This window comes from Brevibacterium sp. S111 (assembly GCF_004745075.1).
In the GTDB taxonomy this organism is placed as follows: domain Bacteria; phylum Actinomycetota; class Actinomycetes; order Actinomycetales; family Brevibacteriaceae; genus Brevibacterium.
In genome coordinates, this window is the sequence record NZ_RHFH01000004.1 from 178,709 (window position 1) to 196,808 (window position 18,100).

17 protein-coding genes and 1 tRNA gene are annotated in these 18,100 nt (G+C 62.8%); 7 read left to right on the forward strand and 11 right to left on the reverse strand.

Features of this window, described 5'->3' with window-relative positions; all coding sequences use genetic code 11:
* Positions 1–60 precede the first annotated feature (60 nt).
* Complete coding sequence (locus tag EB836_RS06530; protein ID WP_101596698.1) at positions 61–435, forward strand: VOC family protein; 375 nt, start codon at positions 61–63, stop codon at positions 433–435.
* A 156-nt stretch (positions 436–591) separates the two neighbouring features.
* Here the strand turns inward: EB836_RS06530 and EB836_RS06535 are convergent, their stop codons facing one another.
* From EB836_RS06535 to EB836_RS06545, 3 genes are all read right to left on the reverse strand, one after another.
* On the reverse strand, positions 592–1,104 hold the full coding sequence (locus tag EB836_RS06535) for an NUDIX hydrolase (protein ID WP_240689666.1): 513 nt from the start codon (positions 1,102–1,104) through the stop codon (positions 592–594).
* A gap of 40 nt (positions 1,105–1,144) precedes the next feature.
* On the reverse strand, positions 1,145–1,813 hold the full coding sequence (locus EB836_RS06540) for a DUF402 domain-containing protein (RefSeq protein WP_135538709.1): 669 nt from the start codon (positions 1,811–1,813) through the stop codon (positions 1,145–1,147).
* Positions 1,814–1,999: 186 nt separating this feature from the next.
* Entirely contained in the window at positions 2,000–2,704 is a 705-nt protein-coding gene (locus tag EB836_RS06545) for an O-methyltransferase (RefSeq protein ID WP_167854374.1), read from the reverse strand.
* Positions 2,705–2,919: 215 nt separating this feature from the next.
* On the opposite strand from EB836_RS06545, the gene EB836_RS18425 reads away from it, so the two are divergent.
* Both EB836_RS18425 and EB836_RS06550 read left to right on the forward strand, forming a co-directional pair.
* Positions 2,920–3,339 carry a hypothetical protein gene (locus tag EB836_RS18425; RefSeq protein ID WP_240689668.1) on the forward strand — a complete coding sequence of 140 codons (420 nt, stop codon included), beginning with the start codon at positions 2,920–2,922 and terminating at the stop codon, positions 3,337–3,339.
* Positions 3,336–3,926 (forward strand): recombinase family protein, encoded by a 591-nt coding sequence (locus EB836_RS06550; RefSeq protein WP_240689670.1) that lies wholly within the window; start codon positions 3,336–3,338, stop codon positions 3,924–3,926. Before EB836_RS18425 ends, EB836_RS06550 begins: the two co-directional genes overlap by 4 nt.
* A gap of 85 nt (positions 3,927–4,011) precedes the next feature.
* Here the strand turns inward: EB836_RS06550 and EB836_RS06555 are convergent, their stop codons facing one another.
* The 6 genes from EB836_RS06555 to EB836_RS06580 form a co-directional block, all read right to left on the reverse strand.
* Positions 4,012–4,545: a hypothetical protein gene (locus EB836_RS06555; protein WP_135538713.1), complete on the reverse strand. Its 534-nt coding sequence runs from the start codon at positions 4,543–4,545 to the stop codon at positions 4,012–4,014.
* A gap of 356 nt (positions 4,546–4,901) precedes the next feature.
* Positions 4,902–4,977, reverse strand: a tRNA-Arg gene (locus EB836_RS06560).
* 113 nt (positions 4,978–5,090) lie between these two features.
* The gene (locus tag EB836_RS06565; RefSeq protein WP_135538715.1) at positions 5,091–6,140 is read right to left on the reverse strand and encodes a M15 family metallopeptidase; all 1,050 of its coding nucleotides are present in this window, start codon (positions 6,138–6,140) and stop codon (positions 5,091–5,093) included.
* 344 nt (positions 6,141–6,484) lie between these two features.
* Positions 6,485–7,546, reverse strand: coding sequence for a hemolysin family protein (locus tag EB836_RS06570; RefSeq protein WP_135538717.1), 1,062 nt, complete (start codon positions 7,544–7,546; stop codon positions 6,485–6,487).
* The gene (locus EB836_RS06575) at positions 7,543–8,874 is read right to left on the reverse strand and encodes a hemolysin family protein (RefSeq protein WP_135538719.1); all 1,332 of its coding nucleotides are present in this window, start codon (positions 8,872–8,874) and stop codon (positions 7,543–7,545) included. The genes EB836_RS06570 and EB836_RS06575 overlap by 4 nt, the downstream gene beginning before the upstream one ends.
* Positions 8,875–9,005: 131 nt before the next feature.
* Positions 9,006–10,463, reverse strand: coding sequence for a GuaB1 family IMP dehydrogenase-related protein (locus EB836_RS06580; protein WP_135538721.1), 1,458 nt, complete (start codon positions 10,461–10,463; stop codon positions 9,006–9,008).
* A gap of 102 nt (positions 10,464–10,565) precedes the next feature.
* Here EB836_RS06580 and EB836_RS06585 point away from each other — a divergent pair, with 102 nt between their 5' ends.
* Together EB836_RS06585 and EB836_RS06590 are read left to right on the forward strand one after the other, a co-directional pair.
* A complete protein-coding gene (locus EB836_RS06585; protein WP_135538723.1) occupies positions 10,566–14,291 on the forward strand; it encodes a multifunctional oxoglutarate decarboxylase/oxoglutarate dehydrogenase thiamine pyrophosphate-binding subunit/dihydrolipoyllysine-residue succinyltransferase subunit in 3,726 nt (1,241 codons plus the stop codon).
* On the forward strand, positions 14,288–14,902 hold the full coding sequence (locus EB836_RS06590) for a GDSL-type esterase/lipase family protein (RefSeq protein WP_135538725.1): 615 nt from the start codon (positions 14,288–14,290) through the stop codon (positions 14,900–14,902). Before EB836_RS06585 ends, EB836_RS06590 begins: the two co-directional genes overlap by 4 nt.
* Before the next feature lie 282 nt (positions 14,903–15,184).
* On the opposite strand, the gene rsrA is transcribed toward EB836_RS06590, so the two are convergent.
* Positions 15,185–15,454: a mycothiol system anti-sigma-R factor gene (gene rsrA, locus EB836_RS06600; protein WP_135538727.1), complete on the reverse strand. Its 270-nt coding sequence runs from the start codon at positions 15,452–15,454 to the stop codon at positions 15,185–15,187.
* Positions 15,451–16,059 (reverse strand): sigma-70 family RNA polymerase sigma factor, encoded by a 609-nt coding sequence (locus EB836_RS06605; protein WP_135538729.1) that lies wholly within the window; start codon positions 16,057–16,059, stop codon positions 15,451–15,453. Before EB836_RS06605 ends, rsrA begins: the two co-directional genes overlap by 4 nt.
* A gap of 194 nt (positions 16,060–16,253) precedes the next feature.
* On the opposite strand from EB836_RS06605, the gene EB836_RS06610 reads away from it, so the two are divergent.
* Together EB836_RS06610 and aroA are read left to right on the forward strand one after the other, a co-directional pair.
* Positions 16,254–16,751, forward strand: coding sequence for a DoxX family membrane protein (locus tag EB836_RS06610; protein ID WP_135538731.1), 498 nt, complete (start codon positions 16,254–16,256; stop codon positions 16,749–16,751).
* Positions 16,752–16,773: 22 nt separating this feature from the next.
* A complete protein-coding gene (aroA, locus tag EB836_RS06615) occupies positions 16,774–18,099 on the forward strand; it encodes a 3-phosphoshikimate 1-carboxyvinyltransferase (protein ID WP_240689672.1) in 1,326 nt (441 codons plus the stop codon).
* Position 18,100: the final 1 nt, after the last annotated feature.

Here is an 18,100-nt window from a genome sequence, read left to right on the forward strand (position 1 = left end):
TGTATGCAAGTATTCAATCGGGTGGTTGCCATACCGGCTGCCTATGTCTAGGTTCGACACATGAGCTGTCGCCTTTCCGAACTTGTGTTGAACTGTCACGACCCCGAGATGCTGTCCCGCTTCTGGTGCGAAGTGCTCGGATATGTCGAGCTGGGCCGCGACGGCGGTGACATCGAGATCGGCCCGGAATCGGGATTTGGCGGTCTGGCACCGACCATCGTGTTCGCGCCCGTGGCCGAGAAGAAGGCAGCACCCTTGCGCCTACACCTTGATGTGAACCCGGTGGATCGCGACCAGGACGCCGAGTTGGACCGTCTGCTAGCGCTGGGTGCCTGCCCAACGAACGTCGGCCAGACGGGCGAAGAATCTTGGCAAGTCCTTGCTGACCCAGAAGGCAACGAGTTCTGCCTCCTCCGGCACCGACTGTCGAACTAGGCAGGCGGCGACTTCTTAACCAATGTATTCGGCGATATGTACAAAGTTGGTGGCATCTCTACAGCATCCTCGTCATTGGCCACTAGACACTGCGAAAAACCACGCCACTCACCGCTGCGACTCACGGAGTTGTCACCACCGAACGAGTTCGTCGTCTCATAAAACTAAAGGTTTAGGAGGCGGCATAAGTCCGCGGCTTGCGGCCATCGTTCGCGCAATGATCAGCGTCGGATCGACGATTTCACCTCTTGCAATCAACGAGTCCAACTCTTCTACTCGAAGCCAAACAGCGCTGACTTGCTCCGCGGGATCATCCCGGGCTGCGGTCCCCGTTGTCGCTACTCCTGAAGAGAAGAACACGTGCACGGGCCAGCTTGTCCGGCCAGGGTTCAAGAAGAAAGTGTGGAGGGGAACCAAGCTCACCGGCACAATCCCCGCTTCTTCCTCAAGTTCGCGACGGGCCGTGTCTACCGGCTCTTCACCATCTTCGGCCCCACCCGCGGGCAGATCGAAGATCCAGCGATCAATCGGGTAGCGGTATTGCCGAGTGACCAACACGTGATCGTCGATGAAGACGAGTGCCGCGGCTGCAAATGGAATGCTCTCGTCAACTTCGTAGTGAGTTGGCGAGCCATCGGGGAGAGTGACCGTGTGGTCGAAAAGCACCACACGCCCTTCGTGAACCAGGAGCCGATCGACAGTCTCCCACTTAGCCTCTCCCTGCGACATCCTCAAACTCCCAGTCGGCATCAGTGGGCAAAGTAGGCACCGTCCAATCCGGGTCCGGCTGGAAGCCCTCGTATCCGGCGTTGAACGGGAATTCCCAATGCTCGACATCTTTCACGGCTTGCTGTGCCACTTGTCTGATCTGCTCCACCTTAGCTGTCGAGAACACCCCAGCGCGGTGGGCGAGCTCAAGTTCATCCTCGTCTTTGAAAGTGCAGATGCGATCAGGACTCACCAGAACGTCGAGCACGAGGTCTGAAGTCTCGATACCGGAATCAGACCGTGTGAATTCTTCTTCGATGTTCACGTAATAAGAGTTACGGACTCCCGGCTTCGTCTCGAAGAACCAGACGGAGTACATGGTGTTTGCCTGGAAGACTGCAAGTATCCCGGAGCCTACCCAGTTTCTGACTGCTTGGGCCCGCGGGGCGGTGAAGCGATCTGTCCCGCTGAGGGAGCGCAGATCTTGCCCATCATTGCTGACCTGATAGAGCATTCGAGTCCCCGCGGCCATCCACACTGCAAGGTGTTGATCATCATCAGCGATTACAGTTACCGGCCGTTGATCCACGAGATCGGGGAAGTCTGGGTCGCGGTAAGTCCAGAAGATTCTGTTGCCTCGTTGCCAACGCTCATGCTGCCGATCACTCATGCTCGCAACCTACCAGGACATGCCGAGCCCCTAAAGCGTCTGGACCACCACTGTGCAATGGAAAGGCACCGCCTCGCTAAAACTCACAAATCGCACCTCATTAGAAGACAGGATGGAGCGCACATTGGGGAAGTATCCATTTGGGTAGGCCATGTTGAGCATTTCTGCGATTGGGCTACGGCTGGTTTAGCGTCGCCGGGCGATAATGAGTCCGTCCCATCCCTTTTCGCCTACTGTCTGGAGTGCCGTGCCGTCCAGGTCGGGATGGGCTGCAATATCTTCCGCGACAGCACGTACCCCTTGAACCCTAGGGTCAGCGCTGGCAGCGTCAGCGACAGCTCCGTTACGAACGACGTTGTCGATGACGATGACTGCACCGGAACGTGTGAGCTTTAGTGCAGCCGCGAGGTAGGCGGGGTTGTTTGGCTTGTCGGCATCGATGAATACGAAGTCGAAAGGTTCGGCACCATCATGGATCAGCCGCTCTGCCGATTCCGTTGCTCGTCCGACGATCGTCTCGATTCGATGTGAAACGCCAGCGATATGAAAATTTTCCTCAGCGACTGCAGCGTTCTGTGGTTCTAGTTCGAGCGTGACCACTTGTCCCTGCTCGCCGACTGCCCGTGCGAGCCAGATCGTTGAATATCCTGCTAGCGTGCCAAATTCAAGTACACGTCGAGCACCAGCGATCTGGGCCAACAACTCTAGGAACGCACCCTGATTAGCTGCGACTTCGGCATTCGGCATTGTTGTCTCGTCGCCCGAATCACGCGCCACGACTAGGGCACTGTCTTCCCCGACAAGAGTCGACGTGAAGTACCTATCGACCGTGCGCCAAGCGTCACTCGCTTCATAACGGTTAACCGGTGCAGATGGCTCGAATTCGTTCATGGGCCCATTCTTACGCATTGAGAACCATCGACCATAGCGGGTACTCATTGGAAGTTCCGGCTTGCGTATAGAGAAGTGAACGACCGTCACAGAGCGCTGAAAGAACACCGCCATTTATCGCTGAAGCTCACAGTCTAACGAGGTTGCAAGTGGTATCATTGGACACATCAGACGGCAACTCAAGATGCCGTTGGACACTAGAAGGAGACAGAACAATGAACAACGTTTCGCCGCATATCCTCTCAGTGCAGTGGGAGCAGCGTGCCAAGCGCTCTCCGGAGCAGGTCGCCTTCGACGACGTCGTCGAGAGCGTAGAGCTCCCGGCGGCACTGGAACCGCCGGGCGACCCCAGGCCCTGGGTCAGGAAGGGCTACACGAGCGCGGCGGGTCTCTACGACCAGATCGTCCGTAGCGGCTCAGAGGGCGTCGAGCTGCGTAACCTCGGCACTTTCCACGGCAAGGATCGGCGCAAGGACGCTATCGAGATTCTTCGCGGATGCAGCGAGGTGAGGGAGACCAAGGAGCAGCGGGAAGGGACCAAGCGCCACCTCATCGTTTTCCGCGCCTCCCCGGAAGTCGTGGCGAAGGTCGACGAAGTCAGGGCGGCGTACAAGAAGGCCACCGAGAAGTCGTGACTGAACATCGCGGACAGACGGTCGGCTACGTTCGCGTTAGCGCGGCCGATCAGAACGAAGCACGACAGGTCGAAGCGATCGGAGACATCGACCGCCTGTTCTCCGAGAAGGTCTCGGGTAAGAACGTCGATGACCGTGCTCAGCTGGCCGAGATGATCGCCTACGTCCGCGAAGGCGACATCGTGCGGGTGAAGTCCCCGGATCGGCTGGCGCGGTCGACCCGGGACCTCCTCGACCTCGTCGAACAGCTCCAGGCCAAAGGCGTCGCCGTGGAGTTCATCGACAACCCCGCGCTTAACACGGACACGCCGCAAGGCGAGTTCATGCTGACCATCCTCGCTGCGGTTGCTCAGCTGGAACGGGCCACCATCCGCGAACGCCAGGCCGAGGGGATCGCTCTCGCGAAAAAGAAGGGCGTGTACGAGCGTAAGCCGAAGCTCACCCCTGAGCAGATCGCGGATGCCCGTCGGCGGGTCTCAGAAGGCGTGCCGAAGGCGAAGGTGGCCCGCGACTTGGGCGTTTCGCGCCAGACGCTATACTCAGCGCTGAACGGATCGGGGAAATACGCCGATCTGATATCGCACTAGTAGACATGCCCGGGCTGGAGACTTAACATCTACTTCCTGTCCGCCGGCCGTTGGAGAGCAAGAACCGGTAGAGCTGTGCGGTGAGTCAGGACCCTACGGCTTTCCCGAGACCTTCGATTGCTTCGCGAGCGAATTCAGCGCTCTCTGCGGTCACGGCCTGGTTAGCGCCTGTCGTGATTGAAGCGAGTAAACCCTTGAGCAATATCACACCACGCCGTACGACGCCCTTGTCAGGATCGGCCTTCACGACTTCGCCCATGAGCGCCTCGGCGTTCTCTCGCGCGTACTGGTTATCCTCGTCAGTGAGCGGCAAGTTGTCCAACTTCGCGAGAATGTCGGCCACAATACGAGCCAGGTCCTGATAGCCATCCGCGACTTGGCGAACATTCTCTTGCTGTTGATTGATCGTGCCGTCGCCCCATGCGACCTGAGCTTGGTCGCCGTTCACTGTCACGACGGGCGCGTGATAATGATTGACCGTCGGTTGCTGTGACGCACCGGAACCCGTTGTCGGATCAGCCTTTATTGGCACCTCGACAGGTCGCTTGTCGAACTCCCGTTGAATGTCCTTCTGCATCTTCGCTATCGCTCGCTTGTTAATGCTCAAGCCTTTGGCCACCTTTGACTCCTTATTCGCCGTTGACTCGATCTTCTCATGCGGCGCTGACTTACAACCGCGATCCTAAGGCTCGACGCCGAACAGGTCTCAGTAGCCCCGCAGCGGGGCCCAGAAGGCTAGTCGAAGGCCAAGGAGGTTCCATTACCAACAGATCACCCGCCAGGCCCTGTACAAGGCGCTGAGCGGATCCAGGGAATATGCCGCGTCATCCTGAGTTCAGGCGAAGGCGTTCGAACCCCCACTCCCCCGGGCTGCCTGCCGAGAGCTCTAATGCGTACTTCAGTGCGTACTCTCCGGGATCGCCACAATAAAAGAAAGGCCCCTGATCAACGTATTCGCTGATCAGAGGCCTTACATGGTGCCCGCGACAGGATTCGAACCTACGACCTTCTGCTCCGGAGGCAGACGCTCTATCCACTGAGCTACGCGGGCAACGGGTGCAACTCTATCACCGTCGGGCACCACCTCACAAAAAGACACCGCGTGCAATCGAGTCTCGATTGCACGCGGTGGAAGGCACAGTGGCGACGGCGCGTTTCGCGGGCTCAGGCGCCCTTCATGTCCTTGCGCCCGGGGACGTATTCCCAGTGCCAGAGCTCGTAGGAATTGCGTTTGGCCCAGTCCGGGTTCTCCCAGCCGTATTTGCCGGCGTTGGCAACCAGCCAGTCGTACTGTTCGCCGGTGCCGCTCGAGGTTCCGGCGCCGAGGTCGAGCGCCAATCCCCAACCGTGGTTCGAGGTGCCGGGGCGTGCGGCGAAGCCGGGCTTGCGGGCAGCGACCGAGACCTGCGATTCCAGTGAACGATAGGAGTCGGTGATCGCGAGGTCCTTGCCGGTGTCCTTCTTGAACGCGGCGTTCATCTTCGCGAAGGCCACAGCAGCGTCGGCGCGCAGCTTGTGGTTGCCCACACCGATATCGCACAGCCAATCACTGGGCAACTCACCGTTGCTCACCTCGCCTTTCGGCGCTTCTCCCTCGCAACCGGGCAGAACGGTCTTCGTGATGGCGCGCGAAGCGGCATCGACCTTCGTCTGTTTGGCACTCGGGGCGCCGATGGTCATCGAGGTCTTGTCGTCTTCGTCGACCTTGATGTCGGCGGAGACGGATTCGGCGTTGATCGCGCGCTGCTGGGATTCGGCGGCAGTGTCGTCGACCTTCACTTCCTGGCTTCCGCTGAGATTGCCGGCGACCATGACGGCGGCGATCGCGGTGCCCGTGACCGACACGGTGGCCAGCGCGGAGAAGGTCGTGACCTGGCGCCGGCGAACCGAACGCAGCAGCGAACCATCGGAACCGCGGCTGCCAAGCTGAGCAGCGGCCAGACTCGAGTTGTGCCCTGCGGGTGTCAGCGGCTGGGATGCCGACCGAGCGGCCTCTCTGGCCATCGCAGCCCGCCGCGGTGAACCGGCGGCGGCGCGGGCCTCTGCGGCCATGGCGGCGCGACGCGGAGACAGAGTGGGGTCTTCATGCCCTCGCGACGGCGTTGTCACGGGCTTCTTGGAGAAGATCGTCGAAACCTGAGCAGAGGAATTCTGTCTGCGCAGATCGCGTCGGCGAACCGGCAACGCCTCGACGGTCGAGAGCTCACTCGACATAATGCTCCATACTGTTGGCATCGGTTGTTCTGAAAGGCCCGGATCCGGACCCCGAAAAGCTTATGTCACAACACTATAACGACATCGTTACAGAATGTCACGTTACCCTCATCCACCGTGTGTGACCTGGACATATGCTGAAACACGCTCCCTGCGGATCACTACAGATGACCTGCGTGCGGTGACGACGGTCACCGCTTCGTTATCATTCGTTATCATCTTCTGTGGGCATTCGGCAAGACCGATCCGGAGATGAGAAATCCGCACCCGCGAAGACCGGCGGCGCCTGCTTCGGGACTCCGAGCGAGACGATGGGACTGCGAGAGGCCGCCATTTCGTCAGGTTCAGCGGCGGAAATCGAACCGTCCCCGCTGCATCGCATCCTGGACCTCACCGACGAGCTCCTCGAGCACATCTTCGAGGAAGAGCAGACCGAGGACCCGTGCCTCCGAGTCGATGACTCGGGCGACGTGGATGCCGACCTTCTGCATCTGCGCCAGCGCCTCTTCAATCTCATCAGCGGCGGTGACGGTGAACAGCGGTCGGAACCGTTTGCTCGGCACCGGGGCGTCGAAGGCATCATCGGTGTCGGCGTAGAGGACGTCCTTGATGTGGAGGTAATCCTGCGGATAGCCGTCGTCGCCGACGACGAAATACCGTGAGAATCCGGTTTTGCCCACGAGCGTGACGAGTTCGTTCGGCGTCACCTTGTCCGAGATCGTGATGAGTTCGGACATCGGGACCATGATGTCGACCGCGGTCTTGTCACTGAACTCCAGGGCGCCCTTGAGCAGCCCGGTATCGTCGCTGAGCAGTCCCTCACGCTTCGATTCGGCGACGATCGATTCGACCTGTTCGATCGTGAACGCCTCATTGACTTCGTCCCGAGCCTCGACCTTGAACAGATGCAGGATCGCGTTGGCCAGACCATTGAGGGGTCGGATGACGAAGCCGAAGACGCGGGCGAGGAACACCAGCGGTGTCGCCAGCAGCATCACGGCCTGACCGGATGCAGCCAGAGCGAGGTTCTTCGGCACCATCTCACCGATGACCACGTGCAGATAGGTGACGACGCCGAGCGCCAGGACGAAAGAGATCGTCGAGGACAGGCCGGCGGGGATCCCCAATCCCTCGAGTGGACCGGCGAGCAGGTGGTGGATGGCCGGTTCGGCCACATTGCCCAAGAGGAGGGAACACACCGTGATGCCGAGCTGACAGATCGCCAGCATCAGCGAGACATGCTCCATCGCGTAGAGCGCGGTCTTCGCGGCAGCCGAGCCTTCGGCGGCGCGCGGTTCGATCTGGGACCGCTTCGCAGCGACCACCGCGAATTCGGCGGCGACGAAGAATGAGTTGCCCAGCAGGAGGACGACCAGCCAGATCAATCCGAGCCAATCGGCGCTCATCGGCTCTCACCTCCTGTCTCGAAGGCGCTCGCGTCGGTAGCGCGCAACACCACCCGCAGGCGCTCGATGCGTCGTCCGTGCATCCGCTCGACGCGGATGAGCGCATCATCGGTGCGCACGTGGTCCCCGGGTTCGGGAATCCGCCCGAGTTCCTTGAGCACGAAACCTGCCAAGGTCTCATAGTCAGAATCTTCGGGGATGGTGATCCCGATCGTCGAGGAGATCTCATCGGGGCGCAGCTGGCCGGGCACGATCCAGGACCCGTCGCGGGCCGGTCGCGCCGCGATCCGCATCCGGTCATGCTCATCCGCGACCTCACCGACGAGTTCCTCGACGACGTCTTCGAGGGTGACGACTCCGGCGGTGCCGCCGAATTCGTCGACGACCACCGCCATCTGCAGGCCCGTGGCGCGCAGTTCCATGAGGAGCGGATCGAGCCGCTGGGTCTCTGGGATCTCACGCACCTCGGTCATCAGTCCCCCGGCGTAGGCGTCGTCTCGGTTTGCGGGTGGAACAGCGAACGCCTGCTTGACGTGGACGACGCCGACGATGTGGTCTTTGTCCTCGGCGGCGACCGGGAACCGGGAGAAGCCGGTGTCTCGTGCCTGCTCGATGATCCTTCGCGCCGTGGTGTCCTTCTCCACGCTCGACATGCGGGTCCGCGGAGTCATGACGTCTTCGGCGGTGCGTTCCGAGAAGCTCAGCGTCCGTTCCAACAGGTCGGCCGTCTGCTCATCGAGCACGCCTTCCTCCGCGGAGTGGCGCACCAGGGAGGTCAGCTCCTCCGGCGACCGCCCGACCGACCCCTCCTCCTGCGGCTCGATGCCCATGGAGAGCAGGATCTTGTTGGCCGTGCCGTTGAGGAACGCGATGACGGGTCGGAACACGATCGAGAAGACGTACTGGATCGGAGCGGCGATCCGTCCGGTGGCCAGAGGGACTGCGATCGCAAGATTCTTCGGGACGAGCTCACCGAAGATCATCGACGCCACCGTGGAGAAGATGAGAGCGATCGTCAGCGCCAAGGACGCGGAGAGCCCGGGGCCCACTCCCCACGTTTCGAAGACCGGAGCCAGCAGTCGACCCAGGGACGGTTCCATGAGGTAGCCGGTGAGCAGCGTGGTGATCGTGATGCCGACCTGCGCCGCCGAGAGCTGGGTGGACAGGTGCGTCATCGAGGCGCGCAGGGTCTTGGCCCCGACGACGCCTTCGTCAACGGCCTTATCGGCCGTATGACGATCGAGGGTGAGCAGTGAGAACTCGGCCGCGACGAAGAGGCCGGTGCCGAGGATGAGGACCAGGGCAAGGGCAAGGAACAGCCATTCCATCAGCGACTGTCCTCGCTCCGTGCAGACCGAAGATCACAGTAGGTGAAGTGACGGACCCTCACGGGGTGAGGATCATCATCTGGGGCGCCGGCTTCCCGCCGGCCGAGACTGTCACTGTGCATGAACTGATCTTACCAACTTCCCGACAGCGGGCGGCCCTCTTCGTATCCGGCAGCGCTTTGGACTCCGACGGCGGCCACCCGCGCGAATTCCGCGAGATCGCCGGCGCCGGCGTAGGTGAAGGAGCTGCGCACTCCCGACGTGATTCCGTCGAGCAGGTCCTCGACTCCGGGAGACTCGGGATCGATGTACATGGTTGACGACGAGATGCCCTCTTCGAACAGCCCCTTCCGGGCCCGTGCGAACGCCGTCTCCGACCGAGTGCGGTTGGCCACCGCTCGGGCCGAAGCCATGCCGAAGCTCTCCTTGTACTTCCTGCCTTCGCCGTCGACCAGGAGGTCCCCCGGCGATTCGTGCGTACCCGCGAACCAGGAACCGACCATCACCTGCGAGGCCCCGGCGGCCAACGCGAGAGCGACATCGCGGGGATAGCGCACTCCCCCGTCGGCCCAGACGTGGGCGCCGAGCTCCCGAGCCGCCTCGGCGCATTCGAGTACGGCGGAGAACTGCGGGCGACCGACAGCTGTCATCATGCGTGTCGTACACATCGCACCCGGCCCCACACCGACCTTGACGATCTGGGCCCCGGCCGCCACGAGGTCGCGGACACCGTCGGCGGTGACGACGTTGCCGGCGACGATCGGCACCCCGAGGTCCGCCTCGGCGATCGAAGACAGCGTGTCGAGCATCTTCACCTGGTGGCCGTGGGCGGTGTCGACGACGAGGACGTCGGCGCCGGCCTCGACGAGGGCACTCGCGCGTTCGACGGCAGCACCGTTGACGCCGATGGCCACGGCGATCTTGAGACGGCCCCGCTCATCGACGTTCGGCGTGTAGATCGACGACCGCAGCAGCGACTTCGGCGTCAGCGAACCCAATACCGTGTTCGCATCATCGACGACAGCGGCGAATTCGGCCCGCGAGTCGGTCATCGATTCGAACAGCGACTCCAGCTGCGCATCATCGGACCAGTCGATCTCGGAGGCGCGGATGACATGGGGTGAGGAGTCGAGGAGCTCGGCGACCGAGGTGAACCGGTCGACGCCGCGCAGATCGGCGGCGTTGATGATGCCTTCGAGTCGTCCGGCCGAGTCGACGACGACGCCGAATCCGTGGGGACGCTTCGCCAGCACATGCAGGGCGTTGAGCACCGTGTCCTCCGGCGCGAAGCGCAGAGCCGATTCGAAGATCCGGTCCCGGCTCTTGACCCAGGAGATGGTGTCCTTCGCGGCGGTGAGCGGAATGTCCTGGGGCAGCACAGCCAGTCCGCCCCGGCGAGCCATCGTCTCGGCCATCCGGCGTCCGGACACAGCGGTCATGTTCGCGGCCACGAGCGGTGTCGTCGACCCCGTCGGATCGGTCGTGGTGAGGTCGACTTCGAACCGGGACGTCAACGATGACGAGTTCGGGACGAGGAAGACATCGGAGTAGGTCAGATCGCTGTTCGGGTCATTTGAGATGAAACGCATAACACTATTGTCCCCTATGTGCACATTGCAGGGCACATCGCGTTAGGCTGGGTGTTGTCGTTAAGCAGCAAGTCTTGAATCAGGAAGTAGGCGATCAACGCCGTGTCCGTCAATACTCCGAACCGCACCGTTGAAGACTTCGGGTCGAACGAGTGGCTGGTCGAGGAATTGTATGAGCAGTACAAGTCAGATAAGAACTCCGTCGACAAGTCCTGGTGGCCGTTCTTCGACAAGTACGAGAAGAACAGCGGCGGCGCGAAGCCGGCCGCTGACAAGTCCGCTGCGAAGCAGGAGGCGGAGCCGACTGCGAAGAAGTCGGAGGCGAAGTCCTCTGCCCCCGCTGCGGCACAGACGACCTCACGTGAGACCTCTCGCGGGGTCTCACCGTCTTCGGCCGAGTCCGAGACGCTGAAGGCCGAGACGAAGTCCGTGCCCCAGGTCTCGGCCAAAGACACCGAGCCCAAGCCCGCCCCGGAGGAGACGATCACTCCGCTGCGCGGCCCCGCCAAGCTCATCGCCAAGAACATGGATGACTCAATCGAGGTGCCCACCGCCACCTCGGTGCGGGCACTGCCTGCCAAGGCGCTCATCGACAACCGCATCGTCATCAACTCACACCTCAAGCGCACCCGCGGCGGCAAGGTCTCCTTCACCCACCTGATCGGCTTCGCCGTCATCCGGGCACTGAAGAACTTCCCTTCGCAGAACGTCTCCTACGATGTCCGCGACGGCAAGCCCGTGATGATCTCGCCGGCCCACATCAACTTCGGGCTGGCCATCGACGTGCCGAAGAAGGACGGCTCGCGCACCCTGCTGGTGCCGAACGTCAAGAAGGCCGAGACCTTGACCTTCCGCCAGTTCGTCGATGCCTATGACGGCCTCGTCGACAAGGCTCGCAAGGGCAAGCTGACCGCCGACGACTTCGCCGGCACCACTGTGTCCCTGACCAACCCCGGCGGCATCGGCACCGTCCACTCAGTGCCGCGTCTGACCAAGGGCCAGGGCTGCATCATCGGCGTCGGAGCACTCGACTACCCGGCCGAGTTCCAGGGCGCGAGCCAGCAGACCATCAACTCCCTGGCCGTGTCCAAGGTGCTGACCCTGACCTCGACCTATGACCATCGCGTCATCCAGGGCGCCGGTTCCGGTGAGTTCCTCAAACTCGTGCACAGCTACCTGCTGGGTGAGGACGGATTCTACGATGACGTCTTCGAGTCCCTGCGCCTGCCGTATGAGCCTGTGCGCTGGGTCCCCGACGTCTCGGCCGAAGACCAGGACGACGTCAACAAGACCGCGCGTGTCATCGAGCTCATCGATGCCTATCGCACCCGCGGTCATCTCATGGCCAACATCGATCCGCTGGTCTACCGTCAGCGTTCGCACCCGGACCTCGACATCAACCAGCACGGTCTGACCCTGTGGGACCTCGAACGCGAGTTCCCCACCGGCGGCTTCGGCGCCAAACCGATGATGCCCTTCCGCAGCATCCTCGGACTGCTGCGCGAAAGCTACTGCCGGACCATCGGCTTCGAGTACATGCACATCGCCGACCCGGTCCAGCGCCGCTGGTTCCAGTCGAAGATCGAGATTCCGCATCAGGAGCTGACCCGGTCGGAACAGGGCCACATCCTCGGTCGTCTCAACGCTGCAGAGGCATTCGAGACCTTCCTGCAGACGAAGTACATCGGACAGAAGCGGTTCAGCCTCGAAGGCGGAGAGTCCGCGATCGTCCTGCTCGACGAGATCCTCAACCAGTCCGCTGACACCGGGCTCGACGAGGTCGCGATCGGAATGGCCCACCGCGGACGCCTCAACGTGCTCACGAACATCGCCGGGAAGAGCTACGCGCAGGTCTTCCAGGAGTTCGACGGCACCATGTCCCCCGACAGCGTGCAGGGATCCGGTGACGTCAAGTACCACCTCGGCACGCAGGGTTCCTTCACCTCGCCGTCGGGCAACACCACCGGCGTCTACGTCGCGGCCAACCCCAGCCACCTCGAGACCGTCGACCCGGTCCTCGAAGGCATCGTCCGCGCCAAGCAGGACCTCATCGACCAGGGTGAGGCCGGCTTCTCCGTGCTGCCGGTTCTCGTCCACGGAGATGCCGCCTTCGCCGGTCAGGGCGTGGTCACCGAGACGCTCAACCTCTCGGAGCTGCGCGGCTATCGCACCGGCGGAACCGTTCACGTCATCATCAACAACCAGGTCGGGTTCACCACTCCCCCCGCCTCGGCGCGATCATCCTTCTACTGCACGGACGTGGCCAAGTCGATCAACGCCCCGATCTTCCACGTCAACGGAGATGACCCCGAGGCGGTCGTTCGGGCCGCACGACTGGCCTTCGAATACCGGCAGGAATTCAATCGGGACGTCGTCATCGACCTCGTGTGCTACCGCCGCCGCGGTCACAACGAGGGCGACGACCCGTCGATGACTCAGCCGCTGATGTACTCGCTCATCGAGAAGAAGGGTTCGGTGCGCAAGCTCTACACCGAGTCGCTCGTGGGCAGGAAGTGCATCACCGACGAAGAAGCCGCCGAGGCGCTCAAGGACTACCAGTCGAAGCTGGAATCGGCATTCGCCGAGACCAAGGAGGCCGAGACCGGTCCCTACGAGGGCGAAGCGTTCAACGCTCCCTACGAGCCCAGCGACATCGAGACCTTCAACGATGCCGAGACGGCGATCAGCTCCGAGATGCTCCAACGCATCGGTGAGGCCTTCGCCGAAGTGCCCGAGGGCTTCACGGTGCACAAGAAGCTGCGGGCGCTGCTCGAGAAGCGCAAGGAGATGTCGCTGACCGGTGGCATCGACTGGGGCTTCGCCGAACTCATCGCCTTCGGTTCGCTGCTCATGGACGGCGTGCCCGTGCGTCTGGCCGGCCAGGATTCGCGCCGCGGAACCTTCGTCCAGCGCCACTCAGTGCTCATCGACGCCGTCAACGGCAACGAGTGGACTCCGCTGCAGAACCTCACCGAGGATCAGGCCCGCTTCTGGGTCTACGATTCCCTGCTCAGTGAGTACGCGGCTGTCGGCTTCGAGTACGGCTACTCCGTCCAGCGCAAGGACGCCCTCGTGGCGTGGGAGGCTCAGTTCGGTGACTTCGCACAGGGTGCGCAGTCGGTCATCGACGAGTTCATCTCCTCTTCCGAGCAGAAGTGGCAGCAGAACTCCGGTGTCATCATGCTGCTGCCCCACGGATACGAAGGACAGGGACCCGACCACTCCTCGGGCCGCATCGAGCGGTACCTGCAGCTGTGCGCCGAGTCGAATATGACGGTCGCCTACCCGTCGTCCGGTGCTTCGTACTTCCACCTGCTGCGTCGCCACGCCGCGACGACGAACAAGCGTCCGCTCATCGTCTTCACTCCGAAGTCGATGCTGCGGCTCAAGGCCGCGGCGAACTCCCCGGAGGAATTCACCTCGGGCAAGTTCGAAACCGTCATCGACGATAAGGATGTCGACGCTTCGCAGGTCGAGCGCGTCGTCCTCGTCTCCGGCAAGCTCTACTGGGAGCTCAAGGCCAAGCGGGACAAGGACAACGACACGAAGATGGCGCTCGTGCGTCTCGAGCAGCTCTACCCGCTCGACGAAGCCGCCATCACCGCCGTCCTCGACCGTTTCCCGGCCGATGCGGAGGTCGTCTGGGCGCAGGAGGAGCCGGAGAACCAGGGCGCATGGCCGTTCATGGCTCTCAACCTGCCTCAGCTCCTCGGCGGTCGCGAAGTCAATGTCATCTCGCGTGCGGCCTCTGCCGCCACGTCGACGGGACTCAAGCACTTCCATGAGGTGCAGCAGAAGGAACTCGTCGAGCGGATCTTCAGCCGGTGAGCAGCGACGTCTCCACAACCATCGCCGTGGTCGGCGGCCCTCTGGTCGCCGGCCACGGTGATGGTCGTGGTCTCGGATGGGTCGGCAGGGTCACGGCCAGGACCCTGCCGAGCCTGCCCGAGCTGAAGGTCTATCCGCTGGCAGTGCCCGCCGAGGACTCTGCGGGCCTCCATGCCCGCACCATCGCCGAGGCCTCGCTGCGGTTCACCCCCGACGGAGACAATCGTCTTGTCCTGGCCCTGGGGTCCGGTGACCTCGATACGGGACGTTCCGTGGCCCGGGCCCGGCTCGATGTGGCCAATATCCTCGACGAGGCCCTGGCCCGCAAGGTCTCGACGTTCGTGCTCGGGCCCCCACCTGAGCACGACGGTGACCGCAATCGCCGCATCGCCGAGCTCAATGCGAGCTTCTCCGATGTGGCCAAGAGGCGCGGCATCACCTATGTCGACACCTTCACTCCCCTTCTCGGCCATCCCGTCTGGCAGCGTGAGGTCGCGTCTTCGCGCGAGCATCTGCCGGCACAGGAAGGGTACGGTCTGCTGGCCTGGCTCGTCCTGCACCGCGGATGGTTCGGCTGGCTGGGAGTCCAGGACGTCCTCGGCGACAGCTGAGACTCGAAATCCGTCCGCTCTGCGGTGGGGCGAAGACGAGGTCAACGACTTCGTGATGACTTTGCCCTGCTCAGACGATCATGAGATAATGAACCGTCTATTGAAGGAGATCACCATGAGCAAGCGTGGCCGCAAGCGTCGCGATCGCCGCCGTAACAAAGCAAACCACGGCAAGCGTCCGAACAGCTGATTCACTGATTCGCTCAGTGAATGACGAGGGCGGGAAGAGATTCGTTTCTCTTCCCGCCCTCTTCTACTCGTTTCAGGCTCAAGCCATCCGGCTCAGACTCCCGGCCAGCTGTTCTGTTCGAGCGCGATCCGCTGCCGGATCTTCTCCCGCAGCCCCATCGGTGCCCGGTCGTGGCTGCAGGAACGACGAACAAGCTCCTTGAGCAGCGCTTCGATCTCATACTCGTCGTGGCATGAAGGACACTGATCGAGGTGAATGGAGATCTCACGGATCTCCGTCGTCGTCAGTTCGCCGTCCAGATAATGGTAGATGCGCATCAGAGACTCGGCCCTGACGCTTTCGCAACATCCTTCGTCTCTCATTTCGCACCTCCCTCCGGACTCACGAAACCACGTTCGGCGGCGTAGTCGGCGAGCATCTCCCGCAGTTGGCGACGCCCACGGTGCAGACGCGACATCACTGTGCCGATCGGGGTCTCCATGATCTCGGCGATCTCCTTGTAGGGCAGACCCTCGACATCGGCATAGTAGACGACCATGCGGAAGTCCTCAGGCAGCGCCGAGAGAGCTTCCTTCACGTCGTTGTCGGGCAGATGGTCGAGCGCTTCGAGTTCGGCGGAGCGACCGCCCGAGGACGAGTGGCTGTCCGCTTGGGCGATCTGCCAGTCCTCGATGTCCTCGCTGCCGTGTTCCTTCGGCTGACGCTGCTTCTTCCGATAGTTGTTGATGAAGGTGTTCGTCAGGATCCGGTACAGCCAGGCCTTGAGGTTGGTGCCGGGCTTGTACTGATGGAAAGCCGCGTACGCCTTCGCGTAGGCTTCCTGTACGAGATCTTCGGCGTCAGCCGGATTGCGGGTCATGCGCAGCGCAGCCGCATAGAGCTGATTGACATATTCCAGAGCATCCCGCTCGAACCGCTGCGACCTCTCCGCAGCGGTTTCCGGGACTTCTTTGACTGATTCGGTCATCGCAGTCAATGGTACGCCCGTTCTCTCCAGGACGGCAGTGGCGCTCATAGACCTTCCCTTCTGCCTGTCGATTCGCGACGGGTTCGACCCGCCGAATAGCATCACTGTGTTCAACATCGGACCGAGGTCCCACTATTCCCGGATCAGCGGTTATGCTTGCCATTGAGATGCCCGCCACTGAAGGAAGGACCACCGTGTCTCCCATTCGCCTCATCGCACGGCCCATGTTGGCCGCCGGCTACATTCTCAACGGCGTCGACCGTCTGCTGAAGCCCGAGGCCGCCGCGGCTTCGGTCGGTCCGCTGCTCAACCAGGCTCGCAAACAGGTCGACGTGCCCGTCGACGCCGTCACTCTCGCTCGAGCGACCGGTGTCGCTCAGGTGGCGGCAGGCTCTCTGCTGGCCATCGGCCGTTTCCCCCGCGTGAGTGCCACGATCCTCGTCGGCACCTACCTTCTGGACACCGTCGGCGAACGTCTGTCTGCAGAGAAGGCGACGACGAAGGAAGAGAAGAAGGCACGCAACGAACGCACCGTGCTGCGCACCTCTCTGCTCGGCGGTGCACTGCTGGCCAGCGTCGACACCGCCGGTCGCCCCGGGCTGTGGTGGCGCACCCAGCACGCAGCCGAGGATCTGTGGTCGAGCGTCGAAGACACCTCGAAACAGGCACTGAGCGCACTCGGAGTTGACTGACATCCCTACGCACACTCCCCCGGTGACCGGCGATTGGCAACCGCCGGTCGCCGGTTCCCGCATCACAGCCACCGTCTCCGTGCCCGGTTCGAAATCCCTGACGAACCGCTATCTCATTCTCGCGGCCCTTGCCCAGTCCGGCTCCGAGCTCAAGGGCTGGCTGCGCAGTCGCGACACCATGCTCATGATCGAAGCACTCCGTCGCCTCGGTGCCGTCATCGACGAAGACGGCGATGTGCTCCACATCGAACCCATCGCTCTGGCCGGCACCGACGTCGGAACCGGTCCGGGCAGCGCCCCCGGCACCGAGGAGGCCCGACCGATTGCCATCGATTGCGGTCTCGCCGGCACCGTCATGCGCTTCATCCCCCCGGTGGCGGCGCTGACCGGTCGTGAGGTCGTCCTCGACGGGGACGAACAGGCACGGGTGCGCCCGATGTCGGTCACCGTGGATTCGTTGCGCCGCCTCGGCGCGCAGATCACCTCGACCGAGGGCATGCTGCCGATGACCGTGCATGCCTCTTCGCAGGTGCGCGGCGGCCAACTCGACATCGATGCCAGCGCCTCCAGCCAGTTCGTCTCGGGTCTGCTGCTGACCGGTGCGGTCATGCCCTTGGGTCTCGAACTCGTCAACACCGGCACGACCGTGCCCAGCCGCACCCATGTCGACATGACGATCGAGGTCCTCCGAGACGCCGGAGTCGACGTCAGCGAACCCGAGTCCGAACGCTGGATCATCGAACCCGGGCAGCCGCGCGGGCTCGACGTCCAGGTCGAACCGGATCTGTCGAACGCCGCCGCCTTCGCCGCGGCCGCGATCGCCGCGGGCGGGACCGTGACCATCGCTGACTGGCCCGCGCACACCACGCAGGCCGGCGACGGGTTCAGGAACATCGCCGAAGCCTTCGGCGCGCAGGTCTCGCTCGACCGGGACGGTCTGCACGTCACGGGCCCCGAGGAGATCTCCCCCGTCGATCTCGACCTCTCGGCCGTCGGCGAGCTGACACCGGTGGTCTCGGCACTGGCTGCCCTGGCGAACGGCACCTCGCAGCTGCGCGGCATCGGACATCTGCGTGGTCACGAAACCGACCGACTGGCCGCCCTCACCCGGGAGTACACAGCCCTCGGCGTCGACGTCGTCGAGCACGCCGAGGCCCTGACGATCACGGGCACCCGCGAACTGCGTCCGGCACTGTGGCACACGTACCACGACCACCGCATGGTCATGGCCGGAGCCATCCTCGCCTCGTGCAACGATGGGATGATCATCGAAAACGCAGGCACCGTGGCCAAGACTCTGCCGGCCTTCACTCAGCTGTGGGAAGCCATGCTCACACCCGGAACCTGAG